At 29.1% G+C, this 21,321-nt stretch carries 21 protein-coding genes; 10 read left to right on the top strand and 11 right to left on the bottom strand.

Annotated features, from left to right (window positions below):
* Window positions 1-34: 34 nt before the first annotated feature.
* The 5 genes from NON08_RS09900 (at window position 35) to NON08_RS09920 (ending at window position 5,582) form a co-directional block, all read left to right on the top strand.
* On the top strand, window positions 35-997 hold the full coding sequence (locus NON08_RS09900) for a biotin--[acetyl-CoA-carboxylase] ligase (protein WP_256691398.1): 963 nt from the start codon (window positions 35-37) through the stop codon (window positions 995-997).
* Window positions 991-2,301, top strand: coding sequence for a sodium:solute symporter family protein (locus NON08_RS09905; RefSeq protein ID WP_256691400.1), 1,311 nt, complete (start codon window positions 991-993; stop codon window positions 2,299-2,301). Before NON08_RS09900 ends, NON08_RS09905 begins: the two co-directional genes overlap by 7 nt.
* A gap of 83 nt (window positions 2,302-2,384) precedes the next feature.
* Window positions 2,385-2,528 (top strand): hypothetical protein, encoded by a 144-nt coding sequence (locus tag NON08_RS09910; RefSeq protein WP_256691401.1) that lies wholly within the window; start codon window positions 2,385-2,387, stop codon window positions 2,526-2,528.
* 360 nt (window positions 2,529-2,888) lie between these two features.
* Window positions 2,889-4,400 (top strand): ABC transporter substrate-binding protein, encoded by a 1,512-nt coding sequence (locus tag NON08_RS09915; protein WP_256691402.1) that lies wholly within the window; start codon window positions 2,889-2,891, stop codon window positions 4,398-4,400.
* Window positions 4,401-4,418: 18 nt separating this feature from the next.
* On the top strand, window positions 4,419-5,582 hold the full coding sequence (locus tag NON08_RS09920; protein WP_256691403.1) for an amidohydrolase: 1,164 nt from the start codon (window positions 4,419-4,421) through the stop codon (window positions 5,580-5,582).
* Window positions 5,583-5,617: 35 nt separating this feature from the next.
* Here NON08_RS09920 and NON08_RS09925 read toward each other — a convergent pair whose 3' ends face one another.
* Window positions 5,618-7,675 (bottom strand): BglG family transcription antiterminator, encoded by a 2,058-nt coding sequence (locus NON08_RS09925; protein ID WP_256691404.1) that lies wholly within the window; start codon window positions 7,673-7,675, stop codon window positions 5,618-5,620.
* A gap of 166 nt (window positions 7,676-7,841) precedes the next feature.
* Here NON08_RS09925 and NON08_RS09930 point away from each other — a divergent pair, with 166 nt between their 5' ends.
* Window positions 7,842-9,740 (top strand): PTS fructose transporter subunit EIIC, encoded by a 1,899-nt coding sequence (locus NON08_RS09930; RefSeq protein ID WP_256691406.1) that lies wholly within the window; start codon window positions 7,842-7,844, stop codon window positions 9,738-9,740.
* Between the two features lie 47 nt (window positions 9,741-9,787).
* On the opposite strand, the gene NON08_RS09935 is transcribed toward NON08_RS09930, so the two are convergent.
* A complete protein-coding gene (locus NON08_RS09935; protein WP_256691408.1) occupies window positions 9,788-11,518 on the bottom strand; it encodes a solute:sodium symporter family transporter in 1,731 nt (576 codons plus the stop codon).
* Between the two features lie 241 nt (window positions 11,519-11,759).
* Here NON08_RS09935 and NON08_RS09940 point away from each other — a divergent pair, with 241 nt between their 5' ends.
* The 4 genes from NON08_RS09940 to NON08_RS09955 all read left to right on the top strand — a co-directional run bounded on the left by NON08_RS09940 (window position 11,760) and on the right by NON08_RS09955 (window position 14,685).
* Window positions 11,760-12,479, top strand: a complete 720-nt coding sequence (locus tag NON08_RS09940; RefSeq protein WP_256691409.1) for a GntR family transcriptional regulator — start codon at window positions 11,760-11,762, stop codon at window positions 12,477-12,479.
* A 19-nt stretch (window positions 12,480-12,498) separates the two neighbouring features.
* The gene (locus NON08_RS09945) at window positions 12,499-13,950 is read left to right on the top strand and encodes a sulfatase-like hydrolase/transferase (protein WP_256691410.1); all 1,452 of its coding nucleotides are present in this window, start codon (window positions 12,499-12,501) and stop codon (window positions 13,948-13,950) included.
* A gap of 111 nt (window positions 13,951-14,061) precedes the next feature.
* On the top strand, window positions 14,062-14,538 hold the full coding sequence (locus tag NON08_RS09950) for a flavodoxin (protein WP_256691411.1): 477 nt from the start codon (window positions 14,062-14,064) through the stop codon (window positions 14,536-14,538).
* An 18-nt stretch (window positions 14,539-14,556) separates the two neighbouring features.
* Window positions 14,557-14,685: a hypothetical protein gene (locus NON08_RS09955; RefSeq protein WP_256691412.1), complete on the top strand. Its 129-nt coding sequence runs from the start codon at window positions 14,557-14,559 to the stop codon at window positions 14,683-14,685.
* 35 nt (window positions 14,686-14,720) lie between these two features.
* On the opposite strand, the gene NON08_RS09960 is transcribed toward NON08_RS09955, so the two are convergent.
* The 9 genes from NON08_RS09960 to NON08_RS10000 are packed head-to-tail and all read right to left on the bottom strand — an operon-like array spanning window position 14,721 to window position 21,321.
* Window positions 14,721-15,839 carry a 1-propanol dehydrogenase PduQ gene (locus NON08_RS09960; RefSeq protein WP_256691413.1) on the bottom strand — a complete coding sequence of 373 codons (1,119 nt, stop codon included), beginning with the start codon at window positions 15,837-15,839 and terminating at the stop codon, window positions 14,721-14,723.
* An 8-nt stretch (window positions 15,840-15,847) separates the two neighbouring features.
* Window positions 15,848-16,294, bottom strand: coding sequence for a cupin domain-containing protein (locus NON08_RS09965; RefSeq protein ID WP_023050586.1), 447 nt, complete (start codon window positions 16,292-16,294; stop codon window positions 15,848-15,850).
* Window positions 16,291-17,379 (bottom strand): ethanolamine utilization protein EutH, encoded by a 1,089-nt coding sequence (eutH, locus tag NON08_RS09970; protein ID WP_023050585.1) that lies wholly within the window; start codon window positions 17,377-17,379, stop codon window positions 16,291-16,293. The genes NON08_RS09965 and eutH overlap by 4 nt, the downstream gene beginning before the upstream one ends.
* Window positions 17,369-17,635 carry a hypothetical protein gene (locus NON08_RS09975; RefSeq protein WP_023050584.1) on the bottom strand — a complete coding sequence of 89 codons (267 nt, stop codon included), beginning with the start codon at window positions 17,633-17,635 and terminating at the stop codon, window positions 17,369-17,371. The genes eutH and NON08_RS09975 overlap by 11 nt, the downstream gene beginning before the upstream one ends.
* On the bottom strand, window positions 17,636-17,887 hold the full coding sequence (locus NON08_RS09980) for a EutN/CcmL family microcompartment protein (protein ID WP_023050583.1): 252 nt from the start codon (window positions 17,885-17,887) through the stop codon (window positions 17,636-17,638).
* A gap of 4 nt (window positions 17,888-17,891) precedes the next feature.
* Window positions 17,892-18,488, bottom strand: coding sequence for a hypothetical protein (locus NON08_RS09985; protein ID WP_256691415.1), 597 nt, complete (start codon window positions 18,486-18,488; stop codon window positions 17,892-17,894).
* Complete coding sequence (gene pduL / locus NON08_RS09990; RefSeq protein WP_256691417.1) at window positions 18,481-19,128, bottom strand: phosphate propanoyltransferase; 648 nt, start codon at window positions 19,126-19,128, stop codon at window positions 18,481-18,483. Before pduL ends, NON08_RS09985 begins: the two co-directional genes overlap by 8 nt.
* Window positions 19,115-19,873, bottom strand: coding sequence for an ethanolamine utilization protein (locus tag NON08_RS09995; RefSeq protein ID WP_256691419.1), 759 nt, complete (start codon window positions 19,871-19,873; stop codon window positions 19,115-19,117). The genes pduL and NON08_RS09995 overlap by 14 nt, the downstream gene beginning before the upstream one ends.
* An 11-nt stretch (window positions 19,874-19,884) precedes the next feature.
* Window positions 19,885-21,321 (bottom strand): acetaldehyde dehydrogenase (acetylating), encoded by a 1,437-nt coding sequence (locus NON08_RS10000; protein WP_256691421.1) that lies wholly within the window; start codon window positions 21,319-21,321, stop codon window positions 19,885-19,887.

A 21,321-nucleotide genomic window follows, 5' to 3' on the forward strand; every position in this document is an offset into this window, starting at 1 on the left:
ATATATTGAATACTGTATACAATCAGGAGGAAAAATGACTACTAAAGAAAAGATTATCTCTATATTAGAAGAAAATAAAGGTTCTTATCTTTCAGGAGAAGATATTGGAAACCAATTGAATATCTCTCGTGCAGCAGTTTCAAAAGCTATTAAAGAACTAAAAAATAATGGTTATACAATTGACTCTGTAAATAAAAAAGGTCACTGTATTCCTCACAAAAGTAATACTTTATCCTTAATAGAAATCAAAAAAAATCTTAAATACAATAATGATATTATTATAATAGATTCTGTTTTCTCTACTAATTCAGAAGGAAAAAATTATTTAGTAAATAATCCAAAGCATGGAACTGTTATAGTTGCTAATGAGCAAACAAATGGTAGAGGACGAAAAGGACGAAGTTTTTTTTCACCTAAAAATACTGGAATATATATGAGTATTATTTTAAAGCCAGAAACTTTACTTTTGGAAAACTCTTTTAAGATAACGATTGCTGCAGCAGTTGCTGTTTCTAATGCAATTGATGAAATCTGTAATAAAGATACTCAAATAAAATGGGTTAATGATATTTTCTTAAATAATAAAAAAATATGTGGAATCTTAACAGAAGCTATAACAGATTTTGAAAGTGGCTCTATTGAAAATATCGTTTTAGGAATTGGAGTAAACTTTAATACTTTAAACTTTCCAGAGGATCTTTTTCACACTGCTGGATCAATTTTTCTAGAGGATATTACTCCTATTAATAGAAATCAATTAATTTCAAAAATAATAAATAATCTTATGGAGATTATAGAAAATTTAGATGATTCAGAAATTATTAAAATCTATCGTAAAAAATCATTTTTAATTGGTAGAAATATTATTTATTATGAAAAAAACAGTCCTATTCAAGGTATTGTTATTGATATTGATGATAATGGACATCTTGTTGTTCAAGATTCCAATAAAATTATAAAATTTTTAAAATCAGGGGAGGTTAATTTTAAATGGTAGAAAATTTATTTTTAAATTTATATTTTCTAGGTATTTTAGCAATTGGGTATAACTCATTTAAAAAAATTAAGGATAGTTCACATTTTTTTATAGCGAACAAAGAGGCTGGTGTCTTCCAAGTTACAGGTAGTTTATTAGCTACAGTTTTAGGAAGTTCAGCTATACTAGGAAATGTTGCGGCTACTTATTCTATTGGATGGGCTGGAATTTGGCTTCTTTTTTGTGCTGCATTTGGTCTTTTTGCCCTTTTGCCTTTACTTAAAAAATTTGAAAAATTTAAAGGTTATAATCTTCCTGAACTCTTAGGAAGTTTTTATGGAGATGAGGTTCGAATTTTAAGTTCTTTTATTATTTCCATAGCTTGGATTGGAATTGTTGCCGCTCAAATTATGGGAGCTGCTCAAATTATGGAGATTATAAGTAATTTTTCTTATTTTCAAAGTGTTATTATAAGTGGAGTGGTTTTTATTATATATACGATACTAGGTGGACAACTTTCAATTATAAAAACAGATTGTTTTCAATTAATTTTTATTTTATTAGGTATTGTTCTATGTTTTTTATTTTTACCAAACATAGAAACAACTTACGTAGTACCTCAACTAATCAACGAAAAATTTAGTTACATCGATTTATTAATTTTAGTACTAACATATTCATCTACATTTTTAGTTGGCCCTGATATTTACTCTAGAATTTTTTGTGCAAAAGATAGTACTGTTGCTAAAAAATCTATTATTATTAGTATTATTATTTTAATACCTTTAGCTTTTATTTTAACTAAAATAGGTATATTTGCTGCGGGAGCTTATCCAAATTTAACTAATGGTCAATCTCCATTACTACATGTTGCAGCTAACACTTTACCTAAACCTATAAGTCTTCTTTTATACTTTGGTTTACTTTCTGCTATAATTTCTACTGCTGATACTTGTTTGTTAACTGGATCATCTATATTTACAGAGATTTTTACTAAAAATTTAAAAAATATAAGATCAATTAAACTCACAAGAGTTTTCATTGGAGTATTTGGATTATTTAGTATCTTAGTTGCTCTTAAACTCAAGTTTATATTAAGTTCTCTATTATTAGCTTTATCTGTTTATTCAGGAGCACTTATAATTCCATGCTTTGCTGGGATTTTAGGATATAGATTTAAAAAGTTCTATGTTTTAAGTGCAATTATAATGGGAGGAGCTATAGCTTTATTTGGAAAAATCTATGGTGGTAATCATTCAAATTATATTTTAATTCTTGCATTTTGCATCAATGCTATAATTTTAACAATTGGCAGAAAAAAATAAAAAATATATTTTAGTTTTTTATTTACAGAAAAACTTTATGTTGGTACCAATGCTGAGTTTCTCCATACGAATATTTAAAATCTATGAAAACTCTAAAAATACTGAATAAAATTACAGATAATTATCCAGGTGCATCTATCGCTTTAAAGAAGGGAAGCTTAGAAAAAGTTGAAAAAATTAATAAGATTTTAGAAAATAAAAAAACACTCATGAGTATAATAATTTAGTGATTAAATATTTTCCTGAAAAAAATAATTAATTTTTTTATTGACATTTGATTTTTTTTTATTTATACTTAACAAAATAAAAAATTTAAGGGAGGTTACAAAATGACATTATTTATATTTAGCTTTAGTTTATATCTATTTCTACTGCTGCTAGTATTTATTTTTATATTGGATAAAAACTATATTTTCAATTGGCTAAATATAAATTCACAAGTTAACTCTTTTAAAAAATTAAAAATGAATACTATTTATTTTCATAGTCTTCTCTTTCTCTAATTTTTGATTTAATTTAAAATAGTTGTGTTTATAACAGCCAGAAATGGCTGTTTTTTTTATATAAAATTTTAAGGAGATGATTCTATGAAAAATATTTGGTTTATTTTTACTATTTACCTTTCTCTATTCTCTACTAATACTTTCAGTAAGGTAGAGAATCAATTTAAGGACACCCTTGTTATTGCACAAAGATCTGATGTGAAAACTTTAGATCCTCAAAAAAGTATTGATACTGTTTCAAATAAAGTGATAAACCTTATGTTTGAATCTCTTCTTACTTTAGATGAAAATTTAAATATAACACCACAAATTGCTACAAGTTGGGAGCAAACTGATGATCTAAATACTATTTTCCATCTAAGGGAAGATGTTACTTTTCATAATGGAGAAAACTTAACATCTGAAGACGTAGTATTTTCATTAAACCGAGCTAAAGCTTCTGCACAAGTTGGATATAATTTTACACCCATTATAAATGTTCAAGCTATTGATAAGTATACAGTACAAATAACAACTGATAAACCTTTTGGTGCTATGCTTAAATATTTAAGTAGTGTGGGAGGAGCTATTGTTAGCAAGAAAGCTGTAGATGAGCTAGGATCTAATTTCTCACAAAATCCTATTGGAAGTGGTCCATATAAATTTAAAGAGTGGATTCCAGGAGATAAAATTATCGTGGAAGCGTTTAATAATTATTACGGTGAAATTCCTAAAAATAAAACTCTTATTGTTAGAAGTATTCCTGAAGTTACAAATAGAACCATCGCTCTTGAAACTGGCGAAGTTGATATTGCCTTTGATATTGGAATCATGGATAGAGAAACTATTAAAGATAGTAGTGATTTGGAATTGCTTGAAGTAGAGGCTCCATCTACTCTTTACCTAGGCTTTGACAATACAAATCCATTATTTCAAAATAAAAAACTTAGAGAAGCTATTGCTTATGCAATTGATAACGAATCTTTAGCTGAATTTGTTTTTAGAGGAGCTGCTCTTTCTGGAGACTCCCCTATTCCTCCAGTTATAGATGTTTATAATCCAAATGTTAAAAAGTATCCACAAGACATAACTTTAGCTAAACAACTTATGAAAGAAGCTGGATTTGAAAATGGACTTAGCATTGAACTTTGGACATCAGCACAATCAACATGGATAGATATGTGTACTATTATTCAAGATCAATTAAAAGAGATTGGAATAACTGCTGAAATTAAAATTTTCGAGTGGAGTACATATGTAACTATAACTTCCCAGCCAAACAAAGCTTTATATCTTCTTTCTTGGAACATCTCCTCTGTTGACGGAGATCCTGCTTTATACCCACTTTTCCATTCAAAGGAAAAAGGAATGTCTGGAAATAGAAGTTTTTATGACAATAAAGAGATCGATTCTTTATTGTTAGAAGCTAGAACTACTGTTGATCAAAACAAAAGAAAAGATCTTTATTTTAAAGCACAAGAGATAATTCAAAATGAATTGCCACACTATACATTAGTATACCCTCATTATAATTTAGGGGCTAGAAAAGCTGTTAAAAACTTAGTTTTACAAAAGAATGGTTTCACTGACTTAGCAAAAACATACGTATTAAAATAAATTTATTGGGAGGTTTTTATGAAAACAAAGGAGTTGGCTAAAAAATATAAAGATTATGTTATCTCTATGAGAAGGGAGTTTCATAGGTTTCCAGAAGCTAGTCTTGAAGAGTATCGAACATCTAAAAGAATTAAAGAGGAGCTTGAAAAATTTGGTATTGCAGCTGAAATTATAGGGGACACTGGGGTAGTTGCAACTATTTCTGGTAAAAATAATGGTAAAACTGTGGCATTAAGAGGTGATATTGATGCTCTGTCCGTAACAGAGGCAACAAACACCTCGTATAGCTCTGAAACTCCTGGACTTATGCATGCATGTGGTCATGATACTCACGCTGCAATGCTTCTAGGAGCTGCTAAAATTTTAAAAAATATGGAAAATGAGTTAAATGGAAATGTTAAACTAATTTTTCAACCAGGAGAGGAAGTCGCTCGTGGAGCTTTAAAAATGGTAAACTGTGGTGTTTTAAACAATGTTGATAATATCTTTGGAATGCATATATCTTCTGACCTCCCAGCTGGAAGTGTTTCGGCTGATGCTGGTCCTAGATGTGCATCTGCTGATATTTTTTCCATAAAAATTACAGGAAAAGGTGGTCATGGAGCTCGTCCTGATCAGTGTGTCGATGCTGTTGTTGTGGCTTCTGCAATTGTTATGAATCTACAATCTATTGTAAGTAGAGAATTCTCTCCTTTAGAACCTGTGGTTCTTACTGTTGGATCAATTGTTTCTGGAAGCCGTTTCAATGTTATCGCTCAAACTGCGACTTTAGAAGGAACAACTAGATGTTATAACCTTTCAATCAGAGAAAATTTCCCTAAGATAATTGAAAGAATAGCTAAAAGCACTGCTGAAGCATATCGAGCAACTGTTGAAGTTACTTATACTCTTGGTGTTGGGCCTACAATTAATAATTCAACATACTCAGATTTAGCTAAAGCTTCTGCTGCAAAATTAGTTGGAGAATCTAATGTAATTTATAGACCTCCTTCAACTGGTGGGGAGGACTTTTCAGAATTTGCAAACAGAGTTCCTGGAGTTATGGTAAATCTTGGAGCTAGAAATGAAGAAAAAGGTATTATCTATCCACATCATCATGAAAAATTTGATGTAGATGAAGATGTTTTTGAAATTGGAAGTGCTTTATATGCTCAATATGCAATTGATTATCTAAATCAGTAAAAAAAAATCCCTTCTTAATTTTTATAGAAGGGATTTTAATTTATATCTCTATTTTTTCCTAAATTTGATAGAAACTCATATTTTTTTATAATATCGATTACTTTCTTTTTACTTGGATTATTTTCTAATTTTTCTAGAAACTTATAATTACTAACTAAATCTAGAAAATTAGATAGTGCATCTAAATGCCCGTTTTCGTCTTGAGAAGTAAAAGTTAGCATAGTTTTCACAGGGGTTTCCTCTGGAAAAAGTATATCATTTCTAAAATTCATTAAAACCATCTTACTTTTAAAGACATTTCCATTATTTTTACTATGTGGGAGAGCTACTTTATTACTCATTACCATATAGGGACCAAATTCTTTTACTCTTTCTATTATATTTTCAATATACGTTATATCGCAAATTTCATTTTCAATCATTATCTTTCCAGCCATTTTGATAGCTTCTTCCCAACTTCCACACTCTACGTCTAAAATGACATCTTCTAACATCTCTGATAGCTTTGGCTCATCTTCATGAATGTCATTTATTAAAATCTCATTCATCAATAGAGACAAATCTTTTATCAAGATATTTTCATTTTTTATTACTCCACTTCTTTTAAAAGTTTCTAGTAGATCTGATAAAAAAATTCTACTTTTTCTTTTACTTAATCCAATATTTTCAAGTAATACAATATCCTCTTTTGATAATATTGTATTTATAGTTATACAGGGTTTTTTGAGGTCAACTTCATCCATATTTATTGTTCCTACAATAAGATCTATGCTATCTAAACTATAATCTTTTAATCTATAAAATGGAATAACTTCTACAATATTTACTGAAAAGTTTTCATTTATTTGCTGCGATAATAATTTTGATGTTCCGTATCCTGAACTACAAACTACTAGTATGTTATTTTTTCTATTTTCAAGTTTACTTGTTCTATCTAGAGCAGCTTTAAAGTGAATAGCTAAAAAAGCAATTTCATCTTCAGTTATCTCTAAATTTATAAAATCTTTTAATGGTTTAATAGATTTTTTAGTTCCCATAAATATTGGTTTGTATAGTTTTAAAAAATCTTTTAAAATACTATTTTCTAAAATTTGTTTATTTTTTAATCTATGAATAGTTGGTTTCAAGTGATTAATAATTCCTTTTAATAGCACTTTATCTTTTGATAGATTCACACCCATATTTTCAGAAAAAATTTTAATTATTTTTTTAGCTATTATATCAATCTCTATCCAAAATTTATAACTACTATTTTCAGCTGAATAACAATGACTTCCTAAAAAATAATCTGTTAATCGCACCTTTTCATTTAAATTAACTTTTATTTTATATTCCTTCTCTAAAATATCTAAAAATTTATTTATTACTTTATACTCTTTTAATCCTTGAAAAAAAACTTGATTTTCAACTTCTAATATAGATTTTCCTTTTTTTAATCTATCTATCATTATTAAAATATAATAATAAAGATTTGTATATGGTTCATCTGATATTATCTGTTTTGTGTTGTCAATTATTAAATTTAAAAACTTCTCTATTTTTTCTCTATCTATTTCTGCGTAATATTTTTCAATAATATTTGAAAAATAAATCTCTTTTGAATAGGTTAATATAAATTTCAATTGAGTCTTTCTAATATTCTCCTCAGTTCCAACTAAGATTAAACCTTTTTGTATTTCAATCTCTAATTTCAATTCATTTAATTTTAATTTTTCTTTAACTACTTTTAAAATATTTTTAACACTAGTTCTACTAACTCCAAGTTCATCTTCTATATTTTTTAAATTTATTCTTTCTAAAAATAAAACTTTAAACAATATAATTTCATCTTTATACTCTGTTAAATCTATACACCTTATAAATTTATCGATTACTATAGGTAAAATATCTAAGTTTTTATATTCAACTTGACCCTTTTCCACTTTTTCAATTTGAGGATAGTTATTACTTTTTAATATTTCATTTATTTTATCTATATCATATCTGATACTTCTTTCATTTATGCATAAAAATTCTGAAAGGAGTTTATAACTGATTTTTCCATTATATTTTATAAAATACTTAAGAATTTCTAACTCTCTTTTAGTCATCATTACTCCTCCCCTTTATTTTTTTTAATTTTATCATAATTTCTACATTTTTTCTAATTTTAAAACATATGTGGGCAAAAAAAATCATTTTTTTTTGAAAAAATATGATTCTATTCTTTTTATTTTCAATCTGTTATTATAAAAGAAAAATAAAACTTAGGAGGTTTTTATGAATTTTAGTAATTTAATCGACAAAAATTTAATTGTTTTAGATTTAGATTCTTTAAACAAAAATGAAGTTATTGAAAAATTAGTGGATTTACTTGATGAAAATGGTGCTCTTATCAATAAAAATGAGTTTCTTGAAGCTGTTTTACTTAGAGAAACAAAATCTCCAACTGGATTAGAGGATGGCTTAGCTATTCCCCACGGGAAGTCTCCTTCTGTTAAAACTCCTAAAATTGCTGCTGCAAGATTAAAAAATAAAATTAAAGATTGGGAGTCTGTAGACGAAAGTAATGAAGTAGATCTTATTTTTTTAATAGCTATTCCTGATGCTGAAAAGGGAACAACACACATTGAAGTTCTTTCAAATCTTACAACTCTTTTCATGGAGGATGGATTTATCGAATCTCTTAGAGGCGCTAAAAATAAAGATGAATTTTTAAATATCATTTTAAAAAATGATAAATCAGCACCTTTAAAAACTGAAACTATAAATAAAAAAGAAAAATCATTTGAAAAATCAACTGAGGAGAATAAATCATTTAAGTTTCACTTAAATAAACTAAAAGAACATCTTCTTTTTGGAACTTCACATATGATTCCATTCATTGTTGCTGGAGGAGTTTTACTATCTCTTGCTGTAATGTTATCTGGAAAAGGTGCTGTACCTGAAACTGGATTTTTAAAAGATATGGCTGATATGGGAATAGCTGGACTTACTCTTTTTACAGCTGTTCTTGGTGGATATATTGCTTACTCTATTGCTGATAAACCAGGTTTAGCACCAGGTATGATCGGTTCATGGATAGCAGTTCAAAATTATAAAACTGGATTCTTAGGAGCTATTATCGTTGGATTTATAGCTGGTTTCATTATCAACCTTCTTAAAAAAATCAAGCTTCCTGATAGCATGAAATCTTTGGGATCTATATTTATTTATCCTTTAATTGGAACATTTATAGTTTGTGGTATTGTAATGTGGGGAATAGGTATTCCAATAGCCGCTATGATGACAAGTATGAATACTTGGCTTGCTAGTATGGCTGGTAGTGGTAAAGTTGCTCTCGGAGCTATTCTTGGTGGAATGACAGCCTTTGATATGGGTGGACCTATTAATAAAGTTGCTACACTTTTTGCTCAAACTCAAGTTGATACACAACCTTGGTTAATGGGTGGAGTTGGAATAGCGATTTGCACTCCACCTCTTGGAATGGCTTTAGCTACTTTCTTATCTCCTAAAAAATATACAAAAGATGAAAAAGAAGCTGGAAAGGCTGCTGCTATAATGGGATTAATTGGAATTAGTGAAGGGGCAATTCCTTTTGCTGCTGCTGATCCTATGAGAGTTTTACCTGCTATAGTTGCTGGTGGAATTGTTGGAAATATTATTGGATTTTTAATGAACTGTATCAATCACGCTCCTTGGGGAGGGTGGATTGTTTTACCAGTAGTTGAAGGTAAGTTTGGATATGTACTTGGAACTATTTTAGGAGCATTAACTACAGCTCTAATTGTGAATACTTTAAAACCTGTCGCTCCTGAAACTTTAGAAGAAGAGATGGAAGAGTTAAATTATGAGGGTGTAGTAGATGAAGGTGAAGCTGATGTTTTAGCTATAACATCTTGTCCATCTGGAGTTGCTCATACATTCTTAGCTGCTAAAGCTTTAGAAAAAACAGCTGCTAAGATAGGTATTAAAATAAAAGTTGAAACTCAAGGAGCTAACGGTATTGTAAACAGAATTACTCAAAAAGATATAGAAAATGCTAAAGTTGTAATCTTTGCACATGACGTAGCTATAAAAGAACCTCAAAGATTTAAAAATATAAAAACATTGGATGTTAAAACAAAAGTAGCAATTCAAGACCCTAAAAAATTAATTGAAGATAGTTTAAGTATTTAATTTAAAAGAAGCCAACTAGAAAAATTTTTAGTTGGCTTCTTTATATTTTATATATTATTCTTTTCTAAAGATACTTGATCGTTTTCATTCACATTATTTTTAACTGATGATCTTGATTTCATTATTATAAAAACTCCACCAGCTGCAAGAATAAAGTATACAACATTAATTACTGTTAAAGAGTTTCCACCTGCTAATCCAACTTTTGATAAAATCGTATATACATATGCTAATCCTAACATTAAAATATATGATACTGGAATAGCATATTTCCAATTTGATAAATCTACATGAGATTTATTTTCTTTTGGTAGCTCATAAGGAACCTTTCTTTTCATAAAACTACCTAATATAATCATAAGAATTATATCAAATACAAATAATCCACCCATTACATGAACAAAGTTAAGATTTATTTTAAATATCCAAACTAAAGAAAAATACAGTGTTACATGAGCTATTACTGTTATTCTTGCTGCTAAACCATTTATTGTTTTGTTTAAAAAACCAACTGCTACAAGAGCTATTATAGGAATATTAAAGAATCCAGCAAATCTTTTTAAAAGTAAAAATAATCCGTCTGATCCAGATTGTAACATAGGAGCAATAATCATTGATATAATAGCTATTACTGTTCCTGATATTTTAGCAACTCTTATTAAATCATCATCTGAAATATTCTTTTTAAATATAGGTTTATAAAAATCATAGCAGAATAAAGTTGCTGCACTATTTAAGAAAGAATTAAAAGTACTTAATATTGCCCCAAATAAACATGCCGTAAAAAATCCTAATAGTGGCTTTGGTAAAACTTCTCTTACAAGAGTTGGGTATGCTAAATCAATATTATTTAAAGAGTTTCCAAATATATGAAACGATACTAACCCTGGTAAATTTAACATAAATGGTAGTGTTAATAAAAATACTCCTGCTATCAAAATACCTTTTTGTCCTTCAGCTAAACTTTTTGCTCCTAAAGCTCTTTGAATAATTGCTTGATTTGTAGCCCAGTAAAAAAAGTTAACAATCATTATTCCTGTGAAAATAGTCGTCCAAGGAACTGGATCAGTTGCTGCTCCCCAAGCGTTTAATTTATCATAGTGAGTTGTTGTTATTTTAGTAACTCCATCTAAAATACTTCCATCTCCTAAGTATTTTAAAGCAAAGAATGGAATCATTGCTCCACCTATAATTAAAGCTAATCCATTTAATGTATCTGACACTGCTACCGCTTTTAAACCACCAAATATAGCATATATTCCTCCAATTATTCCTATTAGCCATACAATAACCCAAATAGACATATTAAAACTTATATTAAAAAGCCCTGGAATATCAAACATCTGTGAAAAAGCTATTGCTCCTGAATATAATGCTCCTGGAATTAAAATAAATGTATAGCCAACCATAAAAAGAAATGACATCATCTGCCTTGTCTGTCTATCATACCTAGCTTCAAAAAATTCTGGAATTGTTGTAAACCCACCTTTTAAATATCTTGGTAAAAGATAAAGTGCTAAAACACATAGTGGAATAACTGATTGAACAGTCCATGCCATAATTGAAAAGTTACTAATATAAGCTGACGCATTCGTTCCTATTAGTTGCTCTGTTGATAAACTTGTTAAAACCATTGAAAATCCAATAACTACTCCTGACAGTCCCCTACCTGCCAAAAAATATCCTTGTGCTGAGTGTTCTTCATCCTTAGTTTTTAAATAAGATATGAAACCAATTAATGCTGTGACAAATACAAAACTTAAAATTGTCATTAACATATTTACACCTCCCATTTTTTATTACTTTATTTATACATTTTTTTTGAAAAACAAACAATATCTTAATTTTAACCACTATTTTTTTCTAAAAAATGTAATACTCCAAACTTTATACTAAATAGATACTTCTTATAAAGTTGTTATATTTGTTATGTTTATAAAAGACAAATAATTCTTGAAAAAAAATCATTTATATGATAAAAAATGAGCATAACAAATAATACAAATTTTAATACTCGAGGTGAGTAAAATAAAGAAAAACAATAGTAATTACGAAAGAATTTATAAAGAACTCAAAAAAAGTATCGAAAAGGGAAAGATAAAAGAGTTTGAAAAACTTCCTACTGAGATGCAATTATGTGAAAACTACGACGTAAGCAGAATAACTATTCGTAAGGCCCTGGAAAAACTTGAGCAGGATAATCTTATACAAAAGATTAGAGGAAAAGGTACATTTGTTACACCAATGCCTATTGTTCAAAACAAGTCAGGTTTAAATAAACTTTTTGATGATATCAAAAAATCTGGTAAAACACCATACTCTAAAATTTTATCTATTGGAATTTTTTCTCCAACAGAGGAGATACAAGAGAAAATGGAGATTACAACTGAAAATGTTCTTATTATTGAATGGGTTAGATACGCTGATAATGAACCCATACTTTATGAAAAAATACATTTTTTAGCAGAAAAACTTCAAGGGTTAGAAAAAATGGACTTATCTGACAAAAAGCTTTATGATATTTTAGAAAAAAAATATGGAATAATTTTTGAAAAAGGAGTTGAAAAATTTAGACCTTGTATATTAAATGAGGATTTACAAAAACTCATGAAAACTAAAAACTATAATTTAGGAATGGAAATTGAAAAAAAATTATGGTTTAATAATAAAATTTTTGAGTATACTTTAGCATACATAAGAGGGGATAGATTTATATATACAACAGAATATAAAAAATAAATTTTGGGAGGAATAATAGATGGAAAATATAGCAATTATTTTACTAGATCAAATTCGTACTGATATGTTAGGGTGTTATGGGCATAATATTGTCAAAACACCTAATATGAATAAATTAGCTGATGAGGGAGTTATTTTTGATAGAGCTTATACTCCTGCATCTGTTTGTTGTCCAGCAAGAACATCACTTTTCACAGGACAAATGCCAACAAATCATAAGATAATTAGAAATGTTGAAAAAGCTGAGGTACAAGATCCTAGCTTAAACAATCCAAATATAATTTCAGATTTAAAAGACCATAAAAAAATATATATTGGAAAGTGGCATGTTGGAGGAAATATTTTACCTAAAGATTTTGGATTTATTGGTCACAATTTTGATGGATATGGATATCCTGGAAGTAATGTTTATGAGAATATGGTTTTTGATCAAGGTCCTAAAAAAGAGGATAGATATGTAAAATGGTTAGAAGAAAAAGGATTTGAAACTCCTAAAGTTACAGATGAATATTTCGGAGAAAACCCTCATCTTAGAGTTCAAGAACTTTGTGGAAAACTTCATTGTCCTAAAGAAGCCACTCTACCATTCTTTGTAATTGACGAAGCTAAAAAGGAGATTTTACAAGCTAAAAAAGAGGGAAGACCATTTTTTATTTGGATGAATTTCTGGGGACCTCATACTCCATGTGTAGTTCCAGAACCTTATTACTCTATGTATAATCCTAATGATGTAATCCTTGATAAAAGTTTCTATGAACCTTTAAAAAATAAACCAAACCACTATAAAAACATCTCTCAAATGTGGGGAATGTGGGATGCTAGTGAAGATAGATGGAAAGAGGTTATAACTAAATTCTGGGGATATATAACTCTTATTGATGATGCTCTTGGAGAGTTCTTCCAATTCCTAAAAAATGAAGGACTTTATGATGATATATTTTTGACAGTTACTGCTGATCATGGAGATGCTATGGGAGCTCATAAGATGATTGAAAAAGGTGAGTTTATGTTTGAAACTACCTATAGAATCCCAATGATTATAAAAGATCCTAAATCTCCTAGAAAGGGAGAGAGAGAAAATGCCATGGTTTATTTACATGATTTAACTCCTTCATGTAGTGATCTTATCAATGGTAATTATTCTGACTTCTTTGATGGAAAATCTCTTCTTCCATTACTAAGAAACGAAGCATATGATAAAAGAAATGGAATTTTAGGACAACTTTCTGGTCATTTCGTATCTTTTGAACAAAGAATGTGGAGAAATGAAAGATATAAAATTGTTTTTAATGCAACTGATCTTTGTGAGCTTTATGATTTAGAAAAAGATCCTGAAGAGATTAATAACGTATTCTATGATGAGCAATTTAAAGATCTTAAAAAACAAATGTTAAAAGAACTTTATTGTGAAATGGTTGAAATTAAAGATCCCCTAGCAAATTGGCTTTATAGAATCATTAACTATCTATAAAATAATTTTTAGAAGAGTTTTTAAAGCTCTTCTTTTTTTATTTAAAAATATCTTGATTTTCAAAATATTTTATTATATAATCATACCAACAATAATTAAGGAGGTTTATTTATGAATATTGGTGTATTTTATGGAAGTACTACTGGAGTTACTGAACAAGTTGCTGAAAAATTAGGAAGTTTATTAGATGCAAAAGTATTTCACGCAGGTGATATCGAGAAGATTTTAGAATTTGATACTGCTATATTAGCAACATCTACTTGGGGAATAGGAGATATACAAGATGATTGGATTGGACCTTTGGAAAAATTAAAAAGCTTAAATTTAACTGGAAAAAAAATTGGAATTGTTGGAGTTGGAGATCAAGAAGCTTTCTCTTCTAGTTTTGTTAATGGAATGAGAGATTTATATGTTGCTGCAACTGAGGCTAACGCAACTATTGTTGGATCAACTTCAACTGATGGATACTCTTTTGATGAGTCAACAGCTATTGAAAATGGTAAGTTTATTGGTTTAGTTATTGATGAATCAAATCAAAGTAATTTAACAAATGAGAGAATTGAAAAGTGGGTTGTTAATTTTAAATAATTTATGGGGAGTGATTACATGTCAAAAAATAGATTTATTGAACTTTTGAATAAAGAAGCATCTTCTGTAACAGATGATGAAAAAAATGAACTTCAAGAGTTTTTAAAAGAGATGAAAAAAAGTAGTTTTAAAGGGTCAAGTAATTAATATAAAATGGCGTGAATATCCACGCCATTTCTGTATTATTCTCCAAAATAAATTTTCAATAAAAGTTTTATATAATCCTCATCAGTCAATCTATTGGGATTATACTCTGTGCATATATCTCCTTTTATATCTTCTAATATCTCTGGAATTTTAATTTTGAACTCTTCAAAATTTATACCTAAATCTTTCAAAGATTTTTCTATTCCTAAATTTTCCTTTAGTTTTTTTACAAATCCATTAAATAGATTTTTTCCATTTTCGTCATCAGTTGGATTAAAATCTAAAAGCTTTGCAAGTTCGCTATATTTCTTCCAAGCTTTTGTATTAACTTCAATTATATATGGCATTATTATAGCGTTAGCTCTTCCATGAGATATATGAAACTTTGCTCCAATAGAATGTGCTACACTATGGTTAATACCTAAAGATGAATTATTAAAAGCTATCCCAGCCATACAAGAAGCATACTGCACATTTTCTCTTGGAAGCAATAACTGTGGATTATTAAAATGATTTACTAAATTATCTTTAATAATTTTTATGGCTTCTTTAGCTGATGAGTCTGTAAATGGTGTTGCTATTGTGGAAACATAAGCCTCTAGTGCATGAGTTAAAACATCCATACCTGTATCTGCAATTATCTTAGATGGAAGTGTTTTCATAAACTCTGGATTTAATATTGCTAAATCTGGTAACATCTCCTCATTAGCCAGTGCAATTTTTTTATCCCCTTTAGTTATAACACTATATGATGTAACTTCTGATCCTGTTCCACTTGTTGTTGGTATTGCAATAAAGTATGGCTTCTCTCTTTTTATTTTCAGTTCGTCTTCTATTTTCAAATTAAAATATAAAATACCTTTACAAGCATCTATTGGCGAACCGCCACCTAAACCAATTACACACTGAGGAGAAAAATAAACAATCTCTTTTAATCCTCTTTCAACTATTTCTACCGTTGGATTAGGAGTTACATCTTTAAATATTTTTACTTTTGAGTCTTTAGGTAATTTCTCTAAAATTTTATCCACTATTTTTAAATCTACCATAGCTTTATCTGTTACTATAAGGTAACTTGAATATTTTAATGTTTTTAAACAGTCTAAAGAATCTTCACCTGATTTTATTTTTGGTTTTATGAAATATTCTCTCATAACCCCACCTACTTCTGTTCCATCCAGTTAGCTGGATAGACAACATAGATAAATTTAGCATATTCTGTAGCTTTAAACTTTATACTTGATCCCTTTGGAATTAAAAGGACATCTCCTTTTTCACCTGTAATTGTTCTTCCATCTATTACAATTTCTAATTTACCCTCTATTACATAATCAATCTCATCATAATTTAATGTCCAATCGAAAGTACTTTTTGTCATCTCCATCATACCCGCACCAATTCTAGGGCTTTCTTCTAAAGAGAATAAATCTGTTACATAAACTTGATCTTGAGGATTTCCTGTATCAAACTTAACTTTTTCTATCTTTTCAGCTTTTACGACAGCTACACCAGATGGATCTACATACTTTATACTTTTTTCTCCTCTTAACTCTTTCTCTATAACTTTTCTAATTATTTTTTCTAGTTCTAACTCATCTATATTTATCATTTTGCTTCACCCTCTATATTTCTGAACATAAATTTTGCTAAAATAACTGCTGTTACTCCACCAACTAACTTTCCAACAACCATTGGGAATATCATTTGTGAATCTACTCCTGCAGTAAACCCTAAGTGATCTCCAAATACGAAAGCCGCACTTACAGCAAATGCTACGTTTATTACTTTACCTTTTTTATCCATCTCTTTCATCAATCCAAACATTGGGATATTGTTAGCAAGTGTTGCTACTAATCCTGCTGCTGCTTTTTCATTCATTCCCAATGATTCTCCAAGTTTTGTAAGTGGTTTGTTTAAAACTTTAGTTAAGAATAATACTAATGGGAATGCACCAGCTAATGTAATTGCAATGCTTCCTACAATTTCAATACCATCTGTTATCGGAGCCATTCCTGGGATAACAACGATTCCTGTTAATGTTTCAATTATCGATGCAGCTAATCCAATTGTTATAACAATAACTACTCCTTTTCCAAAAATTGTGAATCCACTAGTCATCTTTTCAGGCATTTTCCAAAGACCTAAAGATATTAATGCTGAGAATATTATTATTGGTAGTATATTTGAAAGTACTAACTCTAACGAGAATCCCGCTGTTAATCCACCAGCTAAACAACCAATTGGAATTGTAATCATACCTGCTAATATACCTTTTGCTAAGTATGGTCTATCCTCTTTTTCAATTATTCCAAGTGCTACTGGAATTGTGAAAACAAGAGTTGGTCCCATCATTGCCCCTAGTATTAGCCCTGCAAATTTTCCAGCTTCAGGTGAAAGTGCTAGCTCCATTGCTAGTGGATATCCACCCATATCATTTGCCAATAATGTCGTAGCAAACATTGCTGGGTCCGCCCCAAGCATTGTATAAGCTGGAGAAATTATTGGACGAAGTATCTTGGCTAATACTGGAGCAAGTGATATTACTCCAACCATTGCTAGAGCTAGAGCACCCATTGCCATAATTCCCTCTTCAAACTTCTCACCATAACCAAATTTATTTCCTAAACACTTATCAATTGCTCCAATTACCATAAATAAGACCATTATATAAATGATAATCTCATTAATACCCATTATTTATACCCCCTTTAACTTTTTTTAAGACTTCACCGATTACTCTTTCATCTGATATATTAAAATCTTTAGTCAAAATCAGTTTAATTCTTTCTTCTAAACTTTTGCAACTATCAGATACATATCTAATTTTTACCCCTTTGTTTTTTAAATAATCATTTACTTTAGGAAGAAGAATCATATCTTTTGACATATTTAATTCATCTCCTACTATAAACTCCTCTACATTTTCCAAGGTAATAAGTTTCTTTTTCATCTATTCACCTTCCTCAAATCCATCTATAATACCAATTGTTACTGCATCAATTGGTATACTTTCATTTTCTAAAACTTTTCTTGCTCCACTTCCTTTTGTTATAAGAACCATATCTCCTGTTCCAGCCCCAATATAATCACATACAACTATTTTTTCTCCGTTTTCAAGTTGAGCTATCATAAATTTCAAACCATTTAAAGATTCATCTTTTCTTGTTGCCCAAACATTTCCAATAATCTTTCCTATAACCATAAAATCACCCTTTTTTTATTTCTAAAGCTGAATTTTTTAAATATTCTTTGGCTGAATCTGTTATAAAGATTTTATCTGAAATAACTATTTCATCTGCTGCTTCTCTTTCAATCTCTTTAACATCTTTTAAAGTCATCACTTTTTTATCAAAATATTTTTTCCTTTTAGTATTATCCAAATGATCAAGAACTTCCATTTTTTTTATAATTTTTATTCCCATCTCTTTCAGTTCTTTTTCATAATTTAAATACTTATCGGCTATTTTTTTAACTTCACAACTGTAACTTCGCCAAGATATTCCCTCCTCTATTAAATATATATTTTTATTTTTCAATAGAGATTTTATTATCAACTCTGTTTTTGGATTTATATATGTTGCATTTGAAATGGAAAATAACTCATCAATTTCCAATGAAAAAACCACTATTTTATCGCTTTCATTTGAAATCTCAAATCTTTTTTCTAACTCCTCTTTAAGTATTAAATCCTCTCCTAAAAGAGTTATTTTTTCTTTTATGTTTTGTTCTTGTGAACTATTTTTTTCTCTTATATACTTCTCTATCTCTTTTCTTATAATATCTAGTAAATCATTTTCATTCATAAATCTCTCCATAAGAGTCTTTAGTTAAAAAACAAGCATTAGCTTCATCATAGTCTATATGCATATTTAGAGAAAATCTATTATTCACTCTCACAACAACATCTTCAAAAATCATTGGTCTTAAACTACCACAAATTTTTACTTTTACCTTATCCTTATCTTTTAAGTTTAACCTTCTTGAGTCTTCTTCTGTCATATGAATATGATTTTTAGCTACTATTACTCCCTCTTTTAACTTTAAGTATCTATCACCATTTGTTATTAAAATTCCTGGAGTATCCTTTGTACTTCCTGATTCTCTTAAAACAGGAGTTACACCTAAAGTTCTAGCATCTGTTAAGGAAAGCTCAACTTGAGTACTTCCTCTAAACGGTCCTAAAACTATTACTCCTTCTATTACTCCTTTTGGACCAACTAATCTAACTCTTTCCTTACAAGCATATTGTCCAGGTTGAGATAGATCCTTCACTTTATTAAATTGATATCTCTCTCCAAATAAAACCTCTGCATCCTCCTCTGAAAGGTGAATATGTCTACCTGAAGCTTCTATTGGAATTCTTTTCATATTTTTATACTCTTTTTGATTCAACTCTTTTTCTACAGCATCCTTTACTAATTTTACAATCTCATCGATTTCCATACTCTCCTGTCACCCCTCTTAACATCATTATATAGATAGCACTACTTAATCTATTTAGTGCTAATAGGATGTCTCTTCTTTCAATTGTTCCATTCTCTTTAACAAAAGCTTCCACACCTTTAATCTCTAACTCTCTAGATAGTGCTCTCATCTCATTTAATTTTATAACTGGATAACTATCCTTTGAACATATTCCAAAGAGATGCTCTCTATTAAAATATTTTTTAGGATTATGAGAGATATCTCTAATCTCATCTAAACTTTTTTCTAAAACCTTTATATCAACTAATGCCTCTCCTATAACCTCTGAAACTAAAATGTTTTTTATAAATTTTTCAATACTTTCTAAATCTTTTTGGAGCTTAACATTTTTAATCTCTTCTAAATCTTTCATTAAAACTAGCCAACGACTTTGAAAAGAATCTATTACACCTCTAAAAATTATCCTTTTATCATCTTTTTTTACTAAAATATTTCCATATATTTGAGTCATATACTCTGGTTTTTCAACGTAAAGCTCTCCTAATATTCCTTTGTACTTAGGTTTTGATTCTTCATTTCTTATCTCTTTAAACTCTCTAGCCTCTTCGGTTTTTCCAGCTATTTTATCAACTACTTTTATATCTTTATCTATTAAAAATTGTCTTGCTGAAGGAGTTAAAATTGTTCCTTTTTCTAAAGAAATCTCTTTCATATTTTCATCTTTTTTATAAAGAGATCTTAATTTTTCCTCTGTTAGAACCATAAGTACCTCTCCTATCTATTTAATATATCTGCTACTATTTTCTTTACCATCTCTTCTAGTTTATCTTGTGATGTTTCACAGCTTTTCTTTTCTCCTTTTATATCCTCTAGCTCTCTAACTCCCCAAGCCACTCTTCTTATATTTATAAGATTTAATGGTGTTATATTATCAGAAGTTGAACTTCCTCCAACTGCACCACATCCTAGAGTTAGTGCTGGAGCAAGATTAGTTGTTCCACCAATTCCACCTAAAGCACCTGGTGTATTAACTAAAAGTCTTGAAACTGGTTTTTTTAGAGCAAACTCTCTTATAACCATCTCATTCTCAGAGTGAATAACCATAGTATGTCCTTTTCCTTCTACATTTAATATCTCAATAGATCTTTCACACGCTTCTTCCCAACTATTTTCAACATAAAATGCTAAAATTGGAGCTAATTTCTCTCTAGAGTATGGATTTCTTTTTGAAACTTCACACTCTTCTGAAATTAAAACTTTAGTGTCACATGGAACATTTATTCCTGCCATCTGTGCTAGTCTTAAAGCATTTTTACCTACAATTTGTGGATTCATAGTTCCATTACTTCTTAAAATGAAATTAGCAAGTTTTTTAGATTCTTCTGGATTTAAGAAATATCCACCTTGAGCTAATAACTCCTCTTTCACTTGTTCTCTTATCACTTTTTCTACAATTATAGATTGCTCAGAAGCACATATAACACCATTATCAAAAGTTTTACTGTCTAAAATTCTCTTTACAGCTAATTTTATATTTGCACTTTTCTCTATAAATGCTGGTCCATTTCCTGGTCCAACTCCTATGGCTGGATTTCCTGAACTATATGCAGCTTTTACCATAGCCTCTCCACCAGTAGCTAAAATCAGTGCTGTATCTTCATGTTTCATTAATTCTTCTGTTGCATCCATAGTTATTGTCTTTACTACACCTATTAGTCCTTCAGGTGCTCCAGCTTTTTCTGCAATCTCTATTAATAGATTAGCTGTTTCAATTATACAATTTTTAGCATTTGGATGAGGACTTACTACTATTCCATTTCCAGCTTTTAATGATATTAATGTTTTATAAATTGTTGTAGATGTTGGATTTGTTGATGGAATTAATCCAGCTATAACACCTAGAGGAACACCAATCTCTAAAACTCCATTTTCATTTTTTAACTCACCAACAGTTTTCATATTTTTTATATACTCATATACATATTCTGAAGCAAACTTGTTTTTTAAAACTTTATCTTGCCAATTTCCAAAACCAGTTTCTTCAACAGCCATCTTAGCTAATTTTTCACTGTATCCTTTTATTCCCTCTACCATAGAACATATAATACTATCTATTTTTTCTTGAGAAAATGTAGCATATATTTTCTGAGCTTCCTTTGATTTTCTTATTAAATCTCTTACCTCTTGTCTTGACATTAAATCTCTATCCAT

It is taken from the genome of Cetobacterium sp. NK01, assembly GCF_024506395.1.
GTDB classification, from domain to species: Bacteria; Fusobacteriota; Fusobacteriia; order Fusobacteriales; family Fusobacteriaceae; genus Cetobacterium_A; species Cetobacterium_A somerae_A.